Annotated in this window: 17 protein-coding genes; 7 read left to right on the top strand and 10 right to left on the bottom strand. The window is 67.5% G+C overall.

Going from position 1 to position 21392, the window contains the following annotated elements; translation table 11 throughout:
• The first annotated feature begins 22 nt into the window (after positions 1-22).
• From CDO46_RS09945 to gcvA, 4 genes are all read left to right on the top strand, one after another.
• Entirely contained in the window at positions 23-841 is an 819-nt protein-coding gene (locus CDO46_RS09945; RefSeq protein ID WP_158213239.1) for an SDR family NAD(P)-dependent oxidoreductase, read from the top strand.
• 41 nt (positions 842-882) lie between these two features.
• A complete protein-coding gene (locus tag CDO46_RS09940; protein WP_176400700.1) occupies positions 883-1653 on the top strand; it encodes an SDR family NAD(P)-dependent oxidoreductase in 771 nt (256 codons plus the stop codon).
• 71 nt (positions 1654-1724) lie between these two features.
• On the top strand, positions 1725-2702 hold the full coding sequence (locus tag CDO46_RS09935; RefSeq protein ID WP_087779952.1) for a tripartite tricarboxylate transporter substrate binding protein: 978 nt from the start codon (positions 1725-1727) through the stop codon (positions 2700-2702).
• Positions 2703-2767: 65 nt separating this feature from the next.
• On the top strand, positions 2768-3745 hold the full coding sequence (gcvA, locus tag CDO46_RS09930) for a transcriptional regulator GcvA (protein WP_087838377.1): 978 nt from the start codon (positions 2768-2770) through the stop codon (positions 3743-3745).
• Positions 3746-3757: 12 nt separating this feature from the next.
• Here the strand turns inward: gcvA and CDO46_RS09925 are convergent, their stop codons facing one another.
• From CDO46_RS09925 to CDO46_RS09885, 9 genes are all read right to left on the bottom strand, one after another.
• Positions 3758-5350, bottom strand: coding sequence for a class I adenylate-forming enzyme family protein (locus tag CDO46_RS09925; protein WP_087838376.1), 1593 nt, complete (start codon positions 5348-5350; stop codon positions 3758-3760).
• 63 nt (positions 5351-5413) lie between these two features.
• Positions 5414-6826, bottom strand: coding sequence for a UbiD family decarboxylase (locus CDO46_RS09920; RefSeq protein ID WP_087779955.1), 1413 nt, complete (start codon positions 6824-6826; stop codon positions 5414-5416).
• A 30-nt stretch (positions 6827-6856) separates the two neighbouring features.
• Complete coding sequence (locus CDO46_RS09915; protein ID WP_087838375.1) at positions 6857-8299, bottom strand: NAD-dependent succinate-semialdehyde dehydrogenase; 1443 nt, start codon at positions 8297-8299, stop codon at positions 6857-6859.
• A gap of 34 nt (positions 8300-8333) precedes the next feature.
• Positions 8334-9770: an enoyl-CoA hydratase/isomerase family protein gene (locus CDO46_RS09910; RefSeq protein WP_087838374.1), complete on the bottom strand. Its 1437-nt coding sequence runs from the start codon at positions 9768-9770 to the stop codon at positions 8334-8336.
• Positions 9771-9830: 60 nt separating this feature from the next.
• Positions 9831-11513 (bottom strand): thiamine pyrophosphate-binding protein, encoded by a 1683-nt coding sequence (locus CDO46_RS09905; protein WP_087838373.1) that lies wholly within the window; start codon positions 11511-11513, stop codon positions 9831-9833.
• Positions 11514-11549: 36 nt separating this feature from the next.
• Positions 11550-12536: a tripartite tricarboxylate transporter substrate binding protein gene (locus CDO46_RS09900; protein WP_176400698.1), complete on the bottom strand. Its 987-nt coding sequence runs from the start codon at positions 12534-12536 to the stop codon at positions 11550-11552.
• Positions 12537-12601: 65 nt separating this feature from the next.
• On the bottom strand, positions 12602-14149 hold the full coding sequence (locus CDO46_RS09895; protein WP_087838371.1) for a class I adenylate-forming enzyme family protein: 1548 nt from the start codon (positions 14147-14149) through the stop codon (positions 12602-12604).
• A 103-nt stretch (positions 14150-14252) separates the two neighbouring features.
• Positions 14253-15221 carry a tripartite tricarboxylate transporter substrate binding protein gene (locus CDO46_RS09890; protein ID WP_176400697.1) on the bottom strand — a complete coding sequence of 323 codons (969 nt, stop codon included), beginning with the start codon at positions 15219-15221 and terminating at the stop codon, positions 14253-14255.
• 16 nt (positions 15222-15237) lie between these two features.
• Positions 15238-16971 carry a thiamine pyrophosphate-requiring protein gene (locus CDO46_RS09885; protein ID WP_087838369.1) on the bottom strand — a complete coding sequence of 578 codons (1734 nt, stop codon included), beginning with the start codon at positions 16969-16971 and terminating at the stop codon, positions 15238-15240.
• 363 nt (positions 16972-17334) lie between these two features.
• Here CDO46_RS09885 and CDO46_RS09880 point away from each other — a divergent pair, with 363 nt between their 5' ends.
• Positions 17335-18186 (top strand): AraC family transcriptional regulator, encoded by an 852-nt coding sequence (locus CDO46_RS09880; protein WP_087779963.1) that lies wholly within the window; start codon positions 17335-17337, stop codon positions 18184-18186.
• Between the two features lie 180 nt (positions 18187-18366).
• Positions 18367-19347, top strand: coding sequence for a tripartite tricarboxylate transporter substrate binding protein (locus CDO46_RS09875; protein ID WP_176400696.1), 981 nt, complete (start codon positions 18367-18369; stop codon positions 19345-19347).
• Positions 19348-19366: 19 nt separating this feature from the next.
• Here the strand turns inward: CDO46_RS09875 and CDO46_RS09870 are convergent, their stop codons facing one another.
• Positions 19367-20296, bottom strand: a complete 930-nt coding sequence (locus CDO46_RS09870) for a LysR substrate-binding domain-containing protein (RefSeq protein WP_087779965.1) — start codon at positions 20294-20296, stop codon at positions 19367-19369.
• 194 nt (positions 20297-20490) lie between these two features.
• Between CDO46_RS09870 and CDO46_RS09865 the strand changes: the two genes are divergently transcribed.
• Positions 20491-21381, top strand: a complete 891-nt coding sequence (locus CDO46_RS09865) for a xanthine dehydrogenase family protein subunit M (RefSeq protein ID WP_198951331.1) — start codon at positions 20491-20493, stop codon at positions 21379-21381.
• Positions 21382-21392 lie beyond the last annotated feature (11 nt).

Genomic DNA, 21392 nt, shown 5'->3' with positions numbered 1-21392 from the left:
CGGCGAGAGAAAGGGCGCACAGATGAGATTGTCGGAATTGTCATTCCGCGGCAGGACGGCCGTCGTGACGGGCGGGGGCAGCGGCATAGGCCGGGCGATCGCCCTGGGCCTGGCGCGGCTGGGCGGCAGGGTCTGCGTGGCGGACATGGACCCGGACCGGGCGGAGTCGGTCGGCGCCGAGATCCGCGCTCTCGGGGGGGAGGCGGTTGCCGTCCAGGTCGACGTCACGCGCACCGAGGCGGTCGAGCGCATGACGCGAACCGCGCGCGATGCGTTCGGCCGCATCGACGTGCTGGTCAACAACGCCGGCGGCGCAAGCGGGCCGACCTTCAGGATAGGACGCGTCTGCAAGCTGGGCGAGCGGGACTGGGACGACACCTTCGCGGCCAACGTGAAGAGCGTCTTCCTGTGCACGCGATCGGTGGCGCCGCTGATGCTCGAGCAGCGACATGGCTGCATCGTCAACATGGCGTCGCTGACAGGGCAGTTTCCCTTCCCCGGGATGCCGGCGTACTCGGCGGCCAAGGCCGCGGTCATCAGCCTGACGCGGTCGCTGGCCATGGAGCTGGCGCCGCACGTGCGGGTCAACGCGCTGGCCCCAGGCCTGATCGAGACGCCGCGCACCTCGTTGAACCGGCGGCCCGAACAACTGGAGCAATTGCTGTCCAACGTGCCGCTGGCGCGCATGGGTACCACCGACGAGGTGGCCGACATGGCGCTTTACCTGGCCTCGGACGCCGCCGCCTTCGTCAATGGAACGGTGATGGACTGCGCCGGCGGCCAGATGTGGATGACGCGGGATGGCCGGCCCGCCTTTCGAGACCTCGCCGGCGCCGGCTGACGCGCTGCGCGAACCCGTTTCATGATGGAATGGAGCCACTCATGCTGCTGCATTCGAAGGTCGCCCTCATCACCGGTGCCGCCACGGGCATCGGGCGGGCCAGTGCATTGCTTTTCGCGCGCGAGGGGGCCCGGATCGCCATTGCCGACATCAACCGGCCCGATGCCGAACGCACCGTGGCGGACATAGAAAAAGAGGGTGGCCAGGCCTGCTTCGTGGAATGCGACCTGCGCCAGACCGGACGGATCGCCGACGCCGTGGACGAGACGGTCCGCCGCTATGGCCGCCTGGACGTGTTCTTCCACAATGCCGGCGTGGCCGGGCCAGGCCTGCTCGAGCATACGACGGAAGCGCAGTACGACCAGGTCATGGACATACACCTGAAGGCAGGTTTCTTCGGCGCCAAGTACGCGCTGCCGCATTTGCGCCGCGCGGGAGGCGGGTCCATTCTCTTCACGGCATCAGGCCTGGGATTGCGGCCGTCCCGGCAGTCCCCGGCGTACTCGGCGTCGAAGGCCGGCCTGCTGATGCTGGCGCGGGCGCTGGCCGTGGCGCATGCCGAGGACGGCATCCGGGTGAACGCGATTTGTCCCGGCCCGATCGACAGCACCCCTCTCTGGCAAGGCGTGCTGGCGCGCAACCCCGACATCGTCGCCGATTCCTATGCCGAGATGAACCGGCAGGTACGGCCGATCAAGCGACTCGGGAATCCCGAGGAAATGGCGCGGGCGGCACTCTTTCTGGTGGCGCCCGAGAATTCGTACATAACCGGCGTGGCGCTGCCCGTCGATGGCGGAGGCGCGATGAGCTGACCCGGCCACCGCCGGCACGAACCGGGACCACCACCGGGGCCGGACGCATAACTACACCGTTGGAGACGATCATGAATGGCAACCGGCGATGGACAGGCGCTTGCGGCGTGCTGGCGCTTTGCGTGACGACGGCGGCTTGGGCGGCCGGCCAGGACTACCCGAACAAACCCGTGACGCTGGTGATAGGTTTCGCGCCCGGCGGCGGCAACGACGTCATGGGAAGGCTGCTTGCCGAGCACCTGCGGGCCGAACTGGGCCAGCCCGTGGTGGTCGAGAACAAGGCGGGGGCCGACGGTGCCATTGCGGCGCAGTTCGTGGCCAAGGCGGTTCCCGACGGCTACACGCTGTTGAGCGGTTCGAGCGGCATGATGGCCTACAACCCGGGCCTGAAGCCGGCACTGGCCTACGACCCGACGAAGGACTTCGTGCCGATCACGATGATCGGGTACAGCCAGTTGCTGTTCTCGGTGCCCCAGGGCCTGCCCGTCCATTCCCTGGCCGATCTCGTCAAGCTCGCCAAGTCCAAGCCGGGCCGCCTCTTCTATGCGTCGCCTTCGTCGCCGCACCAGGTGGCGTTCGAGGCTTTCAAGCAGAAGACCGGAATCGACATCCAGCAGGTGCCCTACAAGGGGTCCGGCCCGGCCATTCTCGCCGCGGTCTCGGGCGAGGTCCAGGTCCTGGTATCTTCGGTGTCGGATGCGTTGCCGCAGATCCGGGCCGGCAAGCTGCGCCCGCTGGCCGTGACGGGCAAGGAGCGCAGCGGTTTCGTCAAGGACGTTCCCACGGTGATCGAGCAAGGCGTGGATTTCGAAAGCGCATCGTGGATCGGCCTCTACGCCCCCGCCGGGACGCCCGCCGCCGTTGCCGACAGGCTGTATCGCGCCGTCTCCAAGGTGCTGGCGTCGGAGAAGTTCAAGGAGGGCTGCGTGGCGGTCGGCTACGAAATGAGCCCGCTCATGCCGCCGGCCGAGTTCGCCGCCTTTCAGCGCGAGGAGCTGTCCCGCTGGACCAAGGTGATCAATGACCTGAACCTGCGGATAGGCAATTGATCCGCCGGGATCCCCTGGCCGGCCGTATCGCGGGCGCGGGGCCGGGGAAGGCGCCAGGATAGGCGATGACGCCGATTGGCTGCGGCGGCCGCTCATGGCAATATCCGGCGACCATGAGAAAATTGCCTCCGATGAATGCCGTCAGGGTGTTCGAGGTTGCCGCACGGCATGTCAATTTCACCAAGGCGGCCGAAGAATTGCACGTCACGCATGGCGCGGTCAGCCGGCAGGTGGCGCTGCTCGAGGCCTGGCTGGGGGTGCCGCTTTTCTTGCGGTCGGCATCGCAACTGGCATTGACCGAGGCCGGCCGGGACTACCTCGAGCAGGTGACGATGGGGCTGGACCTGATCGCCGTGGCATCGATGCAGGCCCGGCAGCGGTCGGCCAGGGCCGGCCTGCGCATCAATGCGCCGCCTACTTTCATGATGCGCTGGCTGATTCCCAGGCTCTCGCGCTTCCAGCGGCGGCGGCCGGAAATCGACGTGCGCCTGACCACGTCGATCGCGCCGGTCAATTTCCAGGAGCACGGCTACGACCTCGCCATACGCAGCGCCTACGCGCCGCTGCCCAATTGCAATTCGATACCCGTGGTCAGCGAGATGGTCGTGCCCGTCTGCCACGTCGACCTGCTGGAATGGCCGGGGCTGGAGCGGCCGGAAGACCTGGCGCGGCATACCTTGCTGAGCTATGCCACGGAGTCGTACTCCTGGTCGGAATGGCTGCATGGAGTGGGGTGCGACCACGTCCGGCCGGCGAGCATCCTGAGCTTCGAGCAGATGTATTTCTCGCTGCAGGCGACCATGGAAGGCCTGGGCGTCATGCTGGTGCCGCTGTTCCTCGTCATCGACGACATCATCGCGGGCAGGCTGGCGGTGCCGCTCGATACGCCGCCGATCAAGCGGCGCACCTACTATGCCAGTCATCCCCACCTTCCCGCGGAGAGCCGGGCGGTGCGCACCTTCTGCGACTGGCTGGCCGGCGAGGGAGCCGATACCGAGCAGTCGCTGGCGGCGTGGATGCGGTCGCGAGGCTGGAGCACCTGACCGGCGCCGCAGTCAGGCTCTTCCCGGGCGCGAGCGACGCCGGGCCGGCGCGCCGGCGCCGTGGACTTCCAGCTGCGAGCGGTAAGCCTCCTGCAGTTCCTGCTTCTTGACCTTTCCCAGCGGCGTGCGGGGCAGGCCGTCCACGAACATGAACTGGCCCGGAACCTGGCCGGCCGGCAGGCGGCCACGGCAGAACTCCGCGATGGCGGGCAGGGGCGGCGCAAGGCCGTCGGGGACCAGCACGGCCAGTAGCGCCTCTCCGGATACGGGATCGGGCACGCCCACCACCGCGGCCTCGGCAATGCCGGGGCACTGGCACAGGATGTCCTCGACCGTCTTCGTATAGACGTTCATGCCGCGCGCGGCGACCACTTCCACCTTGCGGTCCAGGATGTAGAGAAAGCCGTCGTCGTCGATGCGGCCGATATCGCCGGTATGGAATGCTGCCTGGCGGAAAACCCGGGTCTCCTCCTCGGGAAGGCCGAGATAGCCGTCGGCGACCTGCGGTCCCGACACGACGATCTCGCCGGTCCCACCGGCCGGCACCTCGTTGCCGGCATCGTCGAGCAGCGTGAGCCGCGTGCCGGGCAGGACCCTGCCGGCCGCCTTGAGCAACTCGGGGCGATCCGTCACGGCCCGGCGGTGCGCCGCCTCGTCCAGGATGGCAATGTAGGGCGAGGTCTCCGTCAGGCCATAGCACTGGTGGAAACCGGCGTGCGGGAAGGCGGCCATCGCGGCGCGCAGGGTGGGCTCGTCCAGCGGCGAGGTGCCATAGCTGATCAGGCGCAGGCTGCGCAGGTCGTAGCGGTCGACGGAGGCTTCCCTGAGGATGCGGACGATCATGCCAGGCAGCAGGCTCGCGATGGTGACGCGGTGGCGCTCGATGGCATCGAGCACGTCCTCGGGGGAGGCGTCCTTCAGGTAGACGTGCGCGCCTCCGAACATGCTGACCACGGTCGCCTTGAGATCCGTCGAGTGATACATGGGCGAGACATGGAGATAGATGTCCTCCGGCGCGGGTGCCATCACGCGGGCGAGCTGCAGCGCGTTGGCGACGATGTTGCGGTGGGTGAGCCGGACTCCCTTGCCGCGGCCGGTGGTGCCGCCGGTATAGAGACACAACGCAAGATCGCCTTCCCGTACCGGATGCGGCGCGGCCGGTCGCGCCTCGGCCAGCAGGGCGTCCGTGCCGGGAATGCCGGAGGCGTCGGGAGCGGCGCCCACGCAGACGGCTCGCCCGCGCCATGGGGCAAGCTGCGCCTGGTCCAGCAGGTAGGCGAGTTCCTCGTCCACCATCAGCATCCGGCAGCCCGACTGCTCGAGCATCCAGGCGATGTCGCCGCCGGTGAGCCGGAAATTCATGGGAATCGGCACGATGCCGGACCAGTACCCGCCCAGCAGCAACTGGGCGTGCGAGACGGAGTTCCGGCAAAGCGTGGCGAACCGCTCGCCTGGATGCAGCCCCAGCGACCGAAGCATGCCGGCGCTGCGTGCGACGCGCTCGATGAGCTGCCTCCAGCTGAGGCTGCCGGCCGACGCATGGATCGCCGCCCGGTGCCCATGCGCCCGGGCCGTGCTCTGCAAGAGGTCGGGAAGCGTCAGCAAGCGTGGACTCCCGTCACGTCGAGGTACATCGAATGAAAGCCTGCGCGTAAGCGCGCAGGAGGTCTATGCCTCGCGCCACGAGCCGGGGGCAATGTCCGATCTTACCGCCTCGACGTCGACCGCATCGCTTCCCGGCACGCCGATGCGCAGGAACTGTTCCGGCGGGGCGTCGACCGGCTTGGTGGCGTCCAGTCCCAGCTTGGATCCGATCCCGCCCCGCGACGTGGGGTCCAGCCTGGAGGCCCGGCAGTTGCCCACGACGACCAGGTCCCGGTCCGCCTGGAAGCGCGTGGCGACCGCCCATTCGACCTCCTGCGGATCATAGATGTCTATGTCCTCGTCCACCACGATGACCTGCTTGACGTCGTGATGCATGGCGAAGGCGCTGAAGATGACGTTCTTGGCGCTGCCTTCGTGCAGCTTCTTCATTTGCACGTACAAATGGTAGCGGCCGACCCCGCCGGGGGCCAGGTGCACGTTCGTCACGTTGGGAAAGATGCGCTGCATGGTCGTGAGGAAACTGGCTTCCCGCGCGACCGCGCCAAGCAGGATGTGCTCCGTGCCGCCGCCTATGATGGTGTGGAATAGCGGCGATCGCCGGTGGGTCACGGCATCGATCTCGATGACGAAGCGGTCGCCTCGCGGCCCGTAGTACTGCGTGAATTCCCCGAACGGACCCTCGGGCTCGCGCACGTTGGGCAGGATGCGTCCCTCGAGCACGATCTCGGCCTCGGCCGGAACGCGCAGCTCATTGGTCAGGCACTTGACGACGCGCACCGGCTCGCCCCGCAGCGCGCCGGCGACCTCGAGCTCGTCCTGGTCCATGGCCACGATGGCCTGCGACGCCATGAGCGTGAGCGGATCCACGCCGATGGCGATCGCGATCGGCAAGGGCTTGCCGGCTTTCTCGCAGAGACTCAGGAAGGTGCCGGTGTCGCGCGAAGAGACCGAGACGCCCATCCGGTTTCCGCCCTTCAGGTGGCACCGGTTGATCGACACGTTCTGCCGGCCGGTGTTGGGATTGCTGCTGATCAGCAGGCCCGCGGTGAGATAGGCGCCTCCGTCGTGCTCGTTGTGTATCGGGGCGGGGAGCAGCCTGCCGATGTCGATATCGCCGCGATGGATGACCTCCTGCACCGGCGCCTCGCCCACTTCTTCGCAAGGCATCGGGTTGCCCACCGCCTGCTGGTAGCGCTTGAGCAGGCCGGCGGGGGCCACGCCCATCGCGTCGGCGATCCACTCGCGCCGCGACACGATGCCCGAGAGCACGGGGATGCGATGGCCTTCCGGGGAAGGAAAGAACGTCGCCTGGCGGCCGTCCAGCTTCGAGGCGATGGCGGCAATTTCAAACCGCAGGGACTTGCCTGCCTGGATGAGCGCCAGCCTGTCGTTGGCGGCCAAGCGGTCCAGCCATCCGCGCAGCGTCGTGACGGGCGGGGAGCCGTTGCGTGGTCCGGTGTGTGCGGCATCTGCCATGGAGCACTCCTGAGGGCGAGAGAAAAGGAACTAGAAGTGGGAGGTTTGTACGACGAGGCGGGTGGTCTGGTAGGCTTCGAGACCTTCGGTGGCCCCCTCGCTGCCGTAGCCGCTTTCCTTGACACCGCCCCACGGCGTTTCCGGCCCGTTGATGAAAAACGTGTTCAGGCCCAGCATGCCCGTGTCCATCCTCTCGGAAAGCCGCAACTGCCGGCTGCCGTCGCGAGTGAAGGCGTAGGCCGCCAATCCGTAGGGAAGCGCGTTCGCCTGTTCGATGACGGCTTCTTCGTCGCGAAAGGGCAGCAGCAAGGCGATGGGGCCGAAGGGCTCTTCGCGCGTGGCGCGGGCCTGGGCCGGCACGTCCGAGAACACCGTGGGGGCGAAGAAGTTTCCTGCCCGGTCGAGACGCTCGCCGCCCGCGACCAGCCGGGCGCCGGCGTATTTCAGGTCGGCCACCGCGTTCTCGATCGCCGCCAGCCGTCGCGTGTTCGCCAGCGGTCCCATCTGCGTTCCCTCGTCCAGGCCGGGGCCGATCTTCAGCCCCGCGGCCGCCTGGGCGAAGGCGCCGGCGAAGCGTTCATAGATGCGCTCGTGCACGTAGAAGCGGGTCGGCGATACGCACACCTGGCCGGCGTTGCGGTATTTGCTGGCGACGCACAGGCGCACGACCGCGTCCACGTCGACATCGTCGAAAACCAGGACCGGAGCATGGCCGCCCAGCTCCATGGTGATGGGCTTGATCGCTGCGGCGGCCAGCCCAGCCAGCTGGCGTCCGACCGCGGTCGAGCCGGTGAAGGACACCTTGCGGACGACAGGCGATGCGATGAGGTGGCTGGAAATCTCGGCCGGCACGCCGCATACCAGGTTGATCACGCCGCGGGGCACGCCGGCTTCGGCGAATGCGCGGACCATCTCGATCGCCGTGGCCGGCGCTTCTTCGGGAGCCTTGAGTATGCAGCAGCATCCCGCCGCCAGGGATGCCCCCAGCTTGCGGGCCGGCGTGGTTGCCGGGAAGTTCCAGGGCGAGAAGGCGGCGGCCACGCCTATCGGGCGTTTCAGGACGTTCTGCCGGATGCCGGCGGGTCCGCCGACGATGCGCCCGTAGCCTCGCCGTCCCTCCTCGGCCATCCATTCGATGTGCGCGGCGGCGCCGTCGACCTCGACGAGGGCCTCGGCAAGCGGCTTGCCTTCCTCGCGCGTCAGGAGACGCGCGATGCGGTCCCGGCGGCCGCGCATCAGTTCTGCGGCGCGCCGCAGGATGCGGCCGCGTTCCACTGCCGGGGTCGTGCTCCAGCCCGGCCAGGCCGCGGCCGCCGACTGCAGCGCCCGGTCCAGGTCCGCCGGCGTGGCCGAGGGGAGCTCTCCCATGGGCTGCCCGGTGGCCGGGTCGACGACCGGGATGGTGTCGCGGCCCTCGCCGCCTATCCATTGGCCGTCGATGTAGAGTTTCAGATCCGGATGTTCGATGGACATGCATGCCTCTCTGGGGACGCGGTCCGGAAAGCCGTCAGAGCTTGCGCTCTTTGGCGTTCCAGTTCTTTTCGAGGTTGTTGATGAGGTCTTCGCTCAGGTGGCAGAAGGCCTGCTCCCGCGCGTAGGTGACGAGGTATTGCCGAAGGACCTCCATGGGCTCGGCCTGGGCGCGCAGCGCCTTGCGGTTCGCGCTGATGCTGACCATGCCGGCGCCCAGCGCGTTGGCCGCGCAGCGTTCGACCGCCTGTTCGATTTCCCCGGGCGGCACCACTTCGCTGACGAGCGTGCGGCCCTCGGGAGTCTCCACCTTGAACAGCTTGTCGAACATGATGGCCTGGCGCGCCAGCGCCTCGCCCGTGAAGCGCGGCAGCCGCAGGTTGGCGAGGCCGGGAATGATTCCTTCCTTGCGCGCAGGCAGGCTGAAGAAGGAGCCGGATTCCGCGATCACGTAATCGGCCACGAGCAGCAATTGGCACCCGCCGCCTATCGCGAACGTTTCGATGACCGCCACCCACGGTTTCTCGACGGTGGATTCGGGCTCGTCCAGCGGTGCGTCCAGGCTGTCCGGCCCGGGGGGCAGGATGCCGCGGTGGACCTTGTTGAAGAAGCCCATGTTCTTGGTCAGGAAACCCAGGTACGATTTCTTGCCGCGATAGATGTGGGTCAGGTTGATGCCGGCCGAGAACACGCGCCGGCCGGCATACTTCGGGTGGTCGACCACGCCCCCGCGCATGACGCCCAGCCGCAGGTCGGGATGCATGAGGATGAGGTCGGTCGCCACCTCGAAGGGCACCATGGTGGTGTCGTCCTCGGCATTCAGGTAGCGCAGGTTCTGGAACGTCAGGAATCCGGCCTGGGCCTTGGCCTCGACCAATGCCTTGTCCAACTGGACGCGCCCGGTCTTGCGGAATTCGTCCAGGTATTCGAACGACTGCGGCAAGGGCCTGAGCATGGTTCGTATCAGGTGCGAGCCGATGGCCCGGTCGGTAAAGAGGTGGCTGAAGAAAAGGCCCTGGTTGATTTCCAGCCCGTCCTTGTCCTTTTGCAGCAGTTCGCTTTCCGCCCGCAGTTCCTCTTCGCTGGGCAGGATGCCGGGCAGCCGCGCCGCGGCTTGCCAGGCCAGTTCATCCACTCGCAGCGGCCGCGTCCCGTTGTTCGTCAGGTCCCGGTAAAGGGGGTGGGCATGGTGCCGGAAGAAGCGCCACGCTGCGTCGGCCATCAGGTGGAAGATCACGTGCGCCACGTCCTTCTGCGTGGCGTCGCGGGCCGATTTGAGCGGAAGGCGGCTCAGCAGCTGCCGTCCCTGGCGGCACACGGATCGGACCAGGGCCGAGTCCTCATCCAGCGTCGACGGCGCCGGCCGTTCCTCCCATGCCCGGGCGGCTTGCAGGAACTGCGAGGTCGCGTCCCGCGGCAACCCCGACGCGTCGATCCGTTGCTGGCGTTCGTTCAGGGGAATGTGTTCGATCATGTCATGCTCCGTTCATGCAATGGATGGGACCGCGGGGTGCGCCGGACGAGGGGCCGCATCTCAGCGGTGTCGTTCGCTTCGGGCGCGCAGCTCGCTCAGCGTCGTGCGCGGCGTGATGGCCTCGGGGTCGATGCGCAGTTCGATCAAGGCCCCGTGCGGGGCGGCGAGCGCACGGTCGAAGCTCGCCGCGAAGTCTTCCGTCTTTTCCACCGTGTAGCCGGCGATGCCATAGGCGGCCGCCAGCGCGGCGAAGTCCGGATTTTCCAGCGTCGTGCCGAAGACTCGGCCGGGATAGTGGATCTCCTGGTGCATGCGTATGCTGCCGTACATGCCGTTGTTGACGACGATGAAGATCACGCGCAAGCCGTACTGCTTCGCGGTCGCCAGTTCCTGGCTGTTCATCAGGAAGCAGCCGTCGCCGGCAAAGCAGACCACTCGCCGGTCCGGGTGGATGGCCGCCGCGGCGCAGGCGGCCGGAATCCCGTAGCCCATGACGCCGCTGGCGGGCGCGAGCTGGGTGCGAAAGCCGCGGTATTGGAAGAAGCGGTGGACCCAGCCGGTGTAGTTGCCCGCGCCATTGGTGACGATCGCGTCGGCGGGCAGCCGGTCGCGCACGTGCCGGACGACTTGGGCCAAGTTCAAGCTCCCCGGCATGGAAGGGGGGACGAGCGTCGCGCAATAGTCTGCATTGGCGGAGCGCGTCCAGTCGGCCCACGCCGGGTGCCGTGGTGGCTCGAGGCTCGCCGCGGCGAGCGCGAATTCGGCCATGCCCGCATTGATGGCCAGGTCGGGCCGATAGACCTTGCCGAGTTCGCCGATATCGGGATGGACATGGACGAATCGGGCCTCCATCGAGGGGACGCCGAGCAAGGTGTACCCCGCGGTCGTGGTTTCGCCCAGGCGCGCGCCTACCGCGAGGATCAGGTCGGCCTGGCGAACCCGCTGCGCCAGCGATTCGGCAATCCCGACCCCGATGTCGCCGGCATAGCCGGGATGCGCATTGTCGAACAGGTCTTGCCGGCGAAAGGCCGTGCCGACGGGCAGCTGGAAGGCCTGCGCGAAAACCTGGATGGCCGCGCAGGCTTCGGCGCTCCATCCGCCTCCGCCCAATATCATGAGCGGGCGCCGTGCCTGCTCGACCAGTTCGCGCAGGCGTGCCAGGTCGGCAACGCCGGGCTGCGGTTGTACCGGCACGAAGGGCCGGCTGTCGGGCAGGTCCAGGTGCCGGTAGAGCACGTCCTCGGGCAAGCCGACGACGACGGGGCCCGGGCGGCCCGAGACGGCGGCCTGGAACGCCCGGTTCATCATCTCGGGCAAGCGTTCCAGGTGGTCGACCTGCGTGACCCATTTCGCCAGCGAGCCGAATACGCTGCGCAGGTCGATCTCCTGCCAGGCCTGGCGCTCCAGCAGCCGGGTGCCCACCTGCCCCACGAGCAGGATCATGGGCGTCGAGTCCTGGCTTGCGGTGTGCACGCCGATGCTGGCATTGGTCGCGCCCGGTCCGCGGGTGACCAGGCAGACGCCGGGCTTGCCGGTCAGTTTTCCGTAGGCCTCCGCCATGTGCGCCGCCGCGCCCTCCTGGCGGCAGACGATCGTCCTGATGGCGTCGCTGGACGCGTGCAGCGCGTCCAATGCGGGCAGGAAACTCTCGCCGGGTACGCAGAACGCGTGGTCGACGCCGTGTATCTTGAGCGCATCGACGAGGATCTGGCCGCCGGTTCGCAGGGAAGGGACTTGCAACATCGGATGCTCCGGATGCGGATGGATGGAGATGGCGGGTCAGTCGGCGGTCGCGCCGGATTCCTTGATGATTTTCGACCAGCGCCGGGCCTCGGCGCGCACGTGCGCCGCCATTTCCTCCGGTGTGCTGGGGTTGGCTTCCAGGCTGACTTCCTTGAGCTTCTCCACGAAGGACGGGTCGGTCAGGACGGTGTTGAGCGCCTGGTTCATGCGGGCGACGACGTGCCTGGGCAGGCTGGCCTGCCCGACCATGCCGAACCAGACGCTGGTGGTGAGGTTCGGATAGCCCGCCTCGGTAACCGTGGGAACGTCGGGAAGCTGGAACCAGCGCTGCCTGGAGGTCACGGCAATGGGGCGGACCTTGCCGGCCTGGATCTGCGGCAGCAGCTGCGGAAGGTTGTCGGTGTTGAACTGGACCTCGCCCGCCAGCAGGGCCTGCATGGCCGGGCCGTTGCCGCGGTAGGGAACGTGCAGGATTTCGATCTTGGCCAGCGTCTTGATCAATTCGTTCAGCAGATGGCCCGTGCTGCCTATGCCGGCGCTGGAGTACGCCACCTTGCCGGGATGGGCCCTGGCATGCTCGATGAGCTGGCTGAGCGAAGTCACCTTCAGCGACGGCGAGACCACGATGGCGTTCGGCGTCTGGGTCGCGAGCCCGATCGAAACGAAGTCCTTTTCGGCGTCGTAGCCCAGGTCCGTCTTGTACAGATAGGGATTGATCGACAACTGGGACGGCGTGATCATCATGAAGAAATGATCGTCGGGCGACGATTTGGCGAAATACGCCGCTCCCACCGAACCGGCGGCGCCGCCCCGGTTCTCGACCACCACCGGCTGGCCCAGGGTTTGCGACAGTCTTTGCGCGATGAGGCGGCTCGCGATGTCGGTCGAGCCGCCGGCGGCGTAGGGAACCAGCAGCCGGATCAGCCTTTGCGGCCAGGCCGGTTCTGCGGCCTGGGACGACGCCGGGACGAGCAGTGCCAGCAGGATGCCGGCCCACCAGGTGCGTTGACGGAATCGGTGCATGGAAGTCTCCTCGTTATCGATTTCTTCGGGTGGCATGGCGCCCATGCCGGCGGTCGGCCGGCGTGTCAGCGGGTTTCCCTGGTCTCGAGATACGCTCGCCGCAACTCGTCCTTGCGGACCTTGCCGAGCGACGATCGGGGCAGCGCGTCGACGAACATGAATTGCCGCGGGATCTTGTATCCGCCGAGATGGCGCCGGCAGAACTCGATGATCTCCGCCGGCGCCGGGCGCGCCGCCGAAGGCACGACGACCGCCAGCAGCGCCTCGCCGTACTTGGTGTCCGGTATGCCGACGACGGCGGCATCGGCCACGTCCGGATGCAGGGCCAGCACGGATTCCACTTCCCGCGTGTAGACGTTCTCGCCGCCTGTGATCACCATGTCTTTCTTGCGGTCGAGAACGTGCAGGTAGCCGTCCTCGTCCAGGCGGCCGATGTCGCCCGTGTGCAGCCAGCCGTCCCGGAAGGTCGCCGCGTTTTCCTGCGGCCGGTTGTGATAGCCGGCCGCCACCTGCGGCCCGGACACGGCGATCTCGCCCGGCTGGCCGGGCGCGGCCTCGTTGCCGTCATCGTCGAGAAACCGGATGGAGGTGGCGGGCAGCAGCCGGCCGGCGGACTTCAGGAGTTCGGGCCGTTCGCGCAGCGCGAACCGATGGGTCGCCTCGTCGAGGATCGCCAGGTAGGGAGACGTTTCCGTCAGGCCATAGCACTGGTGGAAGCCGACGTGAGCGAAGCGGTCCATGGCCTTGCGCAGCGATTGTTCGTCCATGGGCGCGGTGCCGTAGCTGATCAGCCGCAGCCGGGACAGGTCGTAGCGGTCCACGTCGGCTTCCTTGAGAATGCCGATGATCATGGTGGGCACCAGGCTGGCGATCGTGACGCCGCGCTGCTCGATGGCCTCGAGCACGCCCCGGGGCGAGAATTCGCTCAGGTAGGTATGGCCGCCTCCGAACATCGTGACGACGGTGGCCTTCAGGTCGGTGGAGTGGAACATCGGCGAGACGTGCAGGTAGACGTCGTCCGGGCAAGGCGACATCACGCGGGCCAGCTGCAGCGCGTTGGCGACGATGTTGCGATGCGTGAGCCTGACGCCCTTGCCGCGCCCGGTGGTGCCGCCGGTATAGAGCAACAGTGCCTCGTCGCCTTCCCGGCAGCCATGGGCGGATGCGCGCGGGCTGGCACGGAGCAGGTCCGCCATGGTCGCAAGCTCCGCCGGCCCGCCCCGCAACCGGACGCGAATGGCCCGCGACCGCCACGAGGCCAGCGGCGGCTGCTCCAGGAGCGGCATGAAGTCGTCGTCCAGCATGACGGCCTTGCACTGCGCATCTTCCAGCATGGCGGCGATCTCGGCGGGAGCCAGGCGGAAATTCAGCGGCGCCGGTACGACGCCCGACCAGAAGCCCGCCAGCAGCAACTGGGCATGGTCCACCGAATTGCGGCACAGCGTGGCGAACCGATCGCCGGGGTTCAGGCCCAGGTCCCGGAGCATGCCGGCGGTGCGGGCCACGCGGTCGAGATAATCGTTCCAGCTCAGGTCGCCCGACGGATCGATGATCGCCTTGCGCCGGCCGTAGGCCTGGACGGTGTTTTTCAGTAGATGGGGAAGGGTCAGCACGCCTGCATCTGCCGGTGGAAAACGATGCAGAAAATGATAGAGAGGGGGGCTTGCCGAGACCCTACCGCCCAGTCCTGCGACCTACCCCGGAGTCGGATTTTTTCTAGAGGGCCAGATTCAGCGTCTTGATGAGCCGGCTGAATTTTCCCTGTTCTTCCTCGAGAAATGCCCCGGGCGAGCCCGTGTCCGGGATATCGATGCCCTCCTTGGCCATCGCGGCCTGGAACCCGGGATCGCGCAGGACTTCGCGGACCTTGCCGCTCAACAATGACAGTATCGGCGCCGGCGTGCCGCGCGGGGCGAACAGGCCGCTCCAGTTGGAAAGAACGAAGTCGTCCAGGCCGGCTTCCTTCAAAGTCGGGACATTGGGCAGCGTGGGCGACCGGGTGGCGCTGGTTACCGCATAGGCCTTGATTTCGCCGGCATCGATCAGGGCCTTGGACGGGAGGATCCCCGAGAAGTACAGGTCCAGGTGCCCGCCCGCCACGTCGTTGGCCGCTTGCGCGCCGCCTTTGTAGGGCACGTGCTTGATGTCGAGCGCCGTGGATCGCTTGAGCCATTCGCCCGCGAGGTGGGCCGGGCTGCCGACCGCGCCGCCGAAATTGTAGTTACCCGGCTGGCGGGCGATCTCTTCGCGCAAGGCCTGGAAGTCGCCGGCCTTGAAGCTCTTCCGGCCGATGAGCACCAGGGGCGTCGAACCGACGATTGCAATCGGCTCGAAGTCACCGGGCTGGTACGACACCTTGCGCACCTGCGGAATGATGACCATCTCCGTATTCAGCCCCAGCAGCAGCGTGTAGCCATCCGGCGCCGCGCGCGCGACCGACATGACGCCTATCGTGCCGCTGGCGCCCGGCCGGTTGACGACCACCACCGTCTGTCCCAGCTTGCGTTCCAGTCCCACTGCGAGATTGCGCGCGGCAAAATCGGTCGATCCGCCGGGCCCGTAGGGCACGATGATCTGGATGGGCTTCGACGGGTAGCTATCGCCGGCTTCCGAGCCGGGCGGGCAGGCGAGCAGCGCCGCCGCCGCGAGCAATGCAACCGTCGTTCGCCGTGTCTGGCTATTCATGATGATCTCCTTGAAGTCAGATCCGTACGACCTTGGCATGCAGGACGGCGGAGCGTCCCGCCTTGACCGCCTGGATGCATCGATCGAGTGCGGCGCCGACCTGCGCCGGGTCGTCGACGCGTTCGCCATGGGCGCCGAACGCCTCCCCCAGCTTGGCGAAGTCCGCGTTGCCCGGCAGTTCGGCCTCGTAGGCGTCCTGCCGTCTTGCACTGCCGTCCGGATAGACGCGCAAGGTCGACTCCTTGACCGCGGACCATCCGGCGTTGTCGACGACGAGCGTCAGGATGGGCAGTCCATAGAAACTCGAGACGGCCAGGACGGAGCTCGGGATGTTGAAGTAGAGACTGCCGTCTCCCACCACCTGCACCGCCATCAGGTCCGGATCGGCCAGCCGTGCGCCCAGGGCCATGGCCCCGGAGGCGCCGAGCCCGCCGCCGCCGACTCGCACCAGGGTGCCGGGCAGAGGACGGGTGAGCTGTTCCATGAGGGCGGGGGAGTTGCGCACGGCTTCGTTGAAGACCATGTCTTCGGGCCGCAGGCGCTTGCCGAGTTCCGCGAACAGGAAGTGAGGATTGATCTGGCCCGGCGTGCCCGGATCGGCGGCCTTGTCCCGCGCCTTGTGCCGGCGCTGCTCGTTCTCGGCGGCGATGCGCGCGTTGCGCGCATCGACCGCACCGGCGAATGCCGGCGTGGACCTTGCCTCGAGCGCCTCGGCCAATTGTTCGAGGATGCGCGCGCTGTCGCCCTGGATCCGGGCGTTCGCGGGAAAGCTCCACATCGGCGAGGCCGCCTTCAGCGCGTCGACGTCGACCTGCGCCCAGAACGTGCGGGCGTGCGGCCGGACGTCGCGCGAGAACCAGGGCACGTCCGTGTCCACGAGCAGTCCGACGTCGGCAGCCTGGATCGAGCCGCCCGGCTGGAACCCGCAGAAATTCGGGCCTTCATGCGATATGTTGTTGACCGGATTCGATTCGAAGACGCGTATGCCGGCCAGGCGCGCCAGGCGCTCGATGGCCGCCGAGGTACGGCGATTGCGGCCGCCGAACGAGGTGATCAGGATAGGGTGCTCGGCCGCCAGGAGGCGTTCGGCCACGGTGTCGAGCTGGCGCGGATCGGCGCCAGTGGGAGCGATGGCGCCGAATTGCGCCTCCGGATAGGACTTGACGCGGTCTATCGGCCAGGGTTCGGCCAGCGTTTCGCGCGGCAGCATCAAGTACACGGGACCGCGGGGCTCGCTCTGCATGAGGGCCTGGGCACGGCGCAGCGCTTCTTTCACCACGATGCCGGAAGGCAAGGTCCATTCCCACTTGACGAAGGGGCGGACGAGGCTGCCTTGGTCGAACGGCTCCTGGATGTAGTGCACGTAGTTGTCGCGCGTGCCCGGCAGCTCTCCCGCCGAGGTGAAGGGTGCCTTGCCGGCCATCAGGAGAACGGGCAGGCGGCTGCGGAAGAGGTTGTGCATGGCCATCGAGGCGTTGGCCGTGCCGACGTCGACGTGGACCAGCACCCCCTGGCCTCGGCCTGTCACCAGGGCGTAGCCCGCGGCCATGTGCGCGGCCGTGTTCTCGTGCGGGCAGCGGATCACCTGCGGCGCCTTTTCGCCCTGTTCGCGCCGGCGCGCCAGTTCTTCGATGATGGGCGCGTGGTCGGTCCCCATGTTGCAAAACAGGTAATCGACGCCGATCTCCGTCAGGCCTTCCAGCAGGAAGCCGGCGGTGGTGCGCGTATCGTCTGTGAGAGCGTGCTGCATGAGTTGGACGCCACCTCCGGGGCATGGGCTGGTCTCGTGGCGGGATGATAGGAAGCGCCCCCGGGGAGGGGCCATACCCTCCAGTCGGATATTGGCGTGCGGCACGGGATCCGCGGCGTGGCAGGCTTCGGGATTGCCCGGGGGAGAGGCACGCGCATGCCCCGTTCGCGACAGGAAAAATCACCGTGGAGGCGTGGCTCGTGAAAAAAACTGACACGGCCTTCCCACGGCGGCGCGCATGGCTGGATCGGCGCTTTTTTTCTGGATATTCTCAAGACCCCGACCAAGGGGCGCAGCGCCGCGCGGCGCTGCCGCGCGGACAAGAACAGGCCGGGAAACGCGACTCGGACAGCGGAGGCAGGAATGACCAAGGCCGTCAGGCTCTATCAAGGCGCTTTCGGGCGTGCGTCCATGCTCGATTCCGACCATGACCTGGTCACCCACGCTCATCCGCAATGCCACGTGCTGGTGAAGGTCGCCGGCGCGGACGCCTTCTACAGAGTGCGAGGCGAAACCGTACGGCTATCCGAGGACTCGCTGGTTCTGGTCAACGCCTGGGAGCCGCATTCCAAGCTGCAGCCGCGGGAGGGCGAGCGCACCACCGTCCTGATCCTCTGCATGGAACCGGCCTGGCTGGCGGAACACGACCCCCTGCTCTCGGGTAGCGGCATGCCGGACTTCTTTCCCTCTGCCCAGGTGCGGGTGCCGCTGTCCATCCGCAAACTCGTGGACCGGCTGGTGCTCGAAGTGCTCGGCTCGTCTCCCACCGGCCTGCCCAACCGGGCGGTCGAAGCGGCGCTGTCGGACTTCATGCTCGCGATCACGCACCTCTTCGCGGTGCGGCGCAACTGGATCGACACCTACAGGCTGAAGATGCGCCATCGTCCGGATGCGCGCATCGCACGGGCAATCCAGTACATCGGGGACCACCTGGACCAGACCATTACCTGCGAAGAGCTGGCCGGCCTGCACAGCCTGTCGCGCCAGCATTTCTTCTCGCTCTTCCGCCAGTACACGAACATGTCTCCCATCCTGTACATGAACACGCTGCGCATGGAGAGCGCGTTCAAGACCCTGACCGAATGCTCGACCTCGGTGAACGTGCTGGCCGACGACCTGGGGTTTTCCGAACCGCATCATTTCACGCGTTTCTTCCGCCGCAATCTCGGCATTCCTCCCAGCCAGTACCGGCGGGGCGTCGCGCTGATTGCCTGATTCCCGCGCATGGACGGGCTCATAAATAAACCGACGCTGGGGTAGGTTTCCGCACTTGCGGGTAGGGTGCCGCAACACGCGCGTGCCTATATTTTCGTCCAGGCCTGCATGCCGTCCGGCATGCGGCGACATCATCGAACGGGACAGCGCCTTCCCGCGAAGGCTTCGAGAGCCCGAGACATGGAGACGACGACAATGCACGCGATGCGCATGCTCATGATGGCGGGCGCCCTGGCGATCCCCGCCGTGCCGGCTGCCGCGGCCGAGTTCCCGGCCAGGCCCATCCGCCTGGTGGTGCCTTTCGAGGCGGGCGGAACCATCGACACGCTGGGCCGCGTGGTCGCCGCCCAGATCGACAAGCAGTCCGAATGGGGCATCGTGGTCGATAACAAGGCGGGCGCGAATGCCTTGATCGGCACCGCCGATGCGGCCAAGGCCGCGCCCGATGGCTATACCATCCTGCACACGTCGCCGTCGATCGTCATCAACACGTTCATACACAAGAAGACGCCCTACGACATGTCCAGGACGTTCGTGCCCGTTACCAACCTGGCCGTCGGAACCGGCTACCTGCTGGTCGTGCGGCAAGGGCTGCCGGTCCATGACGTTGCCGGGCTGATCGAGCTGGCGCGCAAGAAGGAGCTCACGTACGGATCCCCGGGCATCGGCAATGCCCTGCACCTGGCGGCGGCGGGGTTCGCCAAGAAGGCCCGCGTCGACATGCTGCACATCCCGTTCAAGGGCAGCGCGAGCTCGCTCAATGCCATCGCCGCCGGGCAGGTGGACGTCATGATGCTGTCCCCGCCCACGGTGACGCCGTACGTCCAGTCGGGCAAGATCCGCCCCATCGCGTTCACCGGCGAAAGCCGGTCCAAGGAATTTCCCGATATCCCGACTATGAAAGAAGCGGGTATCGACGACTTCGTCGTCATGGGGACCTGGGCGGGGTGGTTCGCGCCGGCCGGCACCCCGCCCGAGGTGGTGAACAGGATCGCCGCCGAGGTCGCCAAGGCGCTCAAGGCGCCCGAAGTCGCGAGCGTGCTGGAGAAGGGAGGCTTCGAGCCGGACGGCCGTCCGCCCCAGGCATTCGCGGAATTCGTGCGCCAGGAAACCCGGCGCTACGGACAGATCGTCAAGGACGCCGGCATCACGCCGCAGTAGGCCGGAAATCCAGCGGCGTTCAAAACGTCCACCCTTGGCTCGCCGCCCAGGCCGTGATCGATTGCTCGGTGTCGCGGCCTTCCTGCTGCAGCCAGTCGCAGAAGTCGCCGGTCAGCGTCTGCGCCTTGAGCGTCGCGGCGCTGTTGGCGTAGTACGTGCGCCGCTTCACGCCCAGGGGACCGAAGGGCACGCACAGTCGGCCGGCGAGGATCTCGTCGATGGCCAGGAACAGCGGGACCATGGCCAGCCCGAGCCCCTCGGAGGCCGCCTGCAGGGCGAAGTACATCTGTTCGAAGCCCAGCGTATTGGCGGGCTTCAGGCCCGGAACGCCGGCGGCTTCCAGCCATTCGCTCCACGCGTAGGGTTCCGTGGCATAGCTGATGAGGGTATGCGCTTCGAGGTCGCGCGGGTGCGCGAGCCTCAGGCTCTCCTGCAGGTCGACGTGACAGATGGGGGCGATGATCTCCGTCATGAAGGGAATGGACCGGCAATCGTCCAGCGGCCCGTGCTGCCCCCGGATGGCAATGTCGTAGGTGTTCTCCTGGAAATTCGGCGGCGCCAGCGAAGTGGTCAGGCGGACCTCGACGTCCGGACGCCTGCGCTGGAATACGGACATGCGCGCGATCAGCCAGCGCATGGTGAAGGTGGGCGGGGCATTGACGCGCAGCACGATGGGCGCCGCCTGCTGCATGACATACATCGATGCCGTGGCCAGGCGGTCGAACACCGCCGAGACCTCGTTGAGATAGCCGCGGCCGGCCTCGGTGAGCGTCAGCTGCGAGGGCGCGCGGTGAAAGAGCGCGACGCCCAGCCACTCCTCGAGCAGGGCCACCTGGCGGCTGACTGCGCCGTGCGTGACGTTCAGTTCCGCCGCGGCCTTGGTAAAGCTCACGTGGCGCGCGGCCACCTCGAACGCCCGCACGGCGTTGAGCGGGGGCAGCTTTCTCATGAAGTCTCCTGTTGCTGCTCTGGCCGGCGTGACTATAACTCACGCCACGTGAAGATTATTACTTTGCCGCGAGAGCGGCCCGCCTTCACACTGCAGCCCATGCAAAACGAATCCAGCACGCCGGCGGAGCCGGCCTGCGCCAACCCCGCCGGGCCCTCAGGTTTTCTCTCGCTCGGCCACCCATACATACTATCGTGAAAGCCGCTCCTTTCGACTATGTGCGTGCCGAGGGCCTGGACCACGCGCTCGAACTCCTGCACCAGCATGGGTACGAGGCCAAGCTGCTGGCCGGAGGCCAGAGCCTGGTGCCGATGATGGCCATGCGCCTGGCGCGCCCCGCGCTGCTGGTGGACATTCACCGGGTGTCCGCCCTGCAGTCGCTGGACGTTTCGGACACTGCCGTGGTGACCGGCGCCGTGGTGCGCCAGCGCACCCTGGAGGACGAGGTCTCGCTGCATGCGCACATCCCCTTGGTCGCCGCCGCGTTGCGCTGGGTGGGGCACGGCCAGACGCGCAACCGTGGCACCGTGGGCGGCAGCCTGGTGCATGCCGACCCGTCCGCCGAGCTGCCGCTGGCCGCCCTCGTGCTGGACGCGAGACTGCGCCTGACAAGCCAGGACGAAGGCGAACGCAGTGTCGCCGCCGGCGAGTTTTTCCTGGGGCCCATGTTTACCGACACGCGCGACACGGAGTGCCTGACCGCCATCGAGTGGCCCGTGTGGGACGCGCGCGGCACCGGTTGTGCATTCGACGAGATCGCGATACGGCACGGAGACTTCGCCATGGCTTCGGCTGCGGCGCAGGTCCGTGTCGATGCGTCGGGCGTCTGCCGGCGCGCCGCGTTCGGCCTCGGCGGCGTGGATGGCGTTCCCCGCAGTTTTCCCGAGCTGGCGCAGCGCCTGGAAGGGCAGCGGCTGGACGATGATCTGCTGCGTGACGTGGCCGAGGATGCGGCCGCGGCATGCGAGCCAGGCAGCGACCTGCACGCGACCGCCGAATACCGGCGCCACCTGGCGGCCGTCCTGGCGGTACGCGTCCTGCGCCGGGCCGCGCAATCGGCCCAGTCTTCGGTACGGAGCGTGTAGCCATGGCATTT

Origin of the sequence: Pigmentiphaga sp. NML030171 (assembly GCF_002188635.1) — a bacterium.
In the GTDB taxonomy this organism is placed as follows: Bacteria; Pseudomonadota; Gammaproteobacteria; order Burkholderiales; family Burkholderiaceae_B; genus Pigmentiphaga; species Pigmentiphaga daeguensis.
Note: the sequence above shows the minus strand (reverse complement) of the source record. Positions and strands in the feature narration are given on the sequence as shown.

Bases quoted from the DNA above. Each gene is read 5' to 3' on its own strand.
- CDO46_RS09905 (WP_087838373.1), bottom strand. From the start codon at position 11,513: ATGTTGCAAGTCCCTTCCCTGCGAACCGGCGGCCAGATCCTCGTCGAT.
- CDO46_RS09885 (WP_087838369.1), bottom strand. From the start codon at position 16,971: ATGCAGCACGCTCTCACAGACGATACGCGCACCACCGCCGGCTTCCTG.
- CDO46_RS09870 (WP_087779965.1), bottom strand. From the start codon at position 20,296: ATGAGAAAGCTGCCCCCGCTCAACGCCGTGCGGGCGTTCGAGGTGGCC.
- CDO46_RS09880 (WP_087779963.1), top strand. From the start codon at position 17,335: ATGACCAAGGCCGTCAGGCTCTATCAAGGCGCTTTCGGGCGTGCGTCC.
- CDO46_RS09935 (WP_087779952.1), top strand. From the start codon at position 1,725: ATGAATGGCAACCGGCGATGGACAGGCGCTTGCGGCGTGCTGGCGCTT.
- CDO46_RS09920 (WP_087779955.1), bottom strand. From the start codon at position 6,826: ATGGCAGATGCCGCACACACCGGACCACGCAACGGCTCCCCGCCCGTC.
- CDO46_RS09910 (WP_087838374.1), bottom strand. From the start codon at position 9,770: ATGATCGAACACATTCCCCTGAACGAACGCCAGCAACGGATCGACGCG.
- CDO46_RS09890 (WP_176400697.1), bottom strand. From the start codon at position 15,221: ATGAATAGCCAGACACGGCGAACGACGGTTGCATTGCTCGCGGCGGCG.
- CDO46_RS09945 (WP_158213239.1), top strand. From the start codon at position 23: ATGAGATTGTCGGAATTGTCATTCCGCGGCAGGACGGCCGTCGTGACG.
- CDO46_RS09940 (WP_176400700.1), top strand. From the start codon at position 883: ATGCTGCTGCATTCGAAGGTCGCCCTCATCACCGGTGCCGCCACGGGC.
- CDO46_RS09875 (WP_176400696.1), top strand. From the start codon at position 18,367: ATGGAGACGACGACAATGCACGCGATGCGCATGCTCATGATGGCGGGC.
- CDO46_RS09915 (WP_087838375.1), bottom strand. From the start codon at position 8,299: ATGTCCATCGAACATCCGGATCTGAAACTCTACATCGACGGCCAATGG.
- gcvA (WP_087838377.1), top strand. From the start codon at position 2,768: ATGACGCCGATTGGCTGCGGCGGCCGCTCATGGCAATATCCGGCGACC.
- CDO46_RS09900 (WP_176400698.1), bottom strand. From the start codon at position 12,536: ATGCACCGATTCCGTCAACGCACCTGGTGGGCCGGCATCCTGCTGGCA.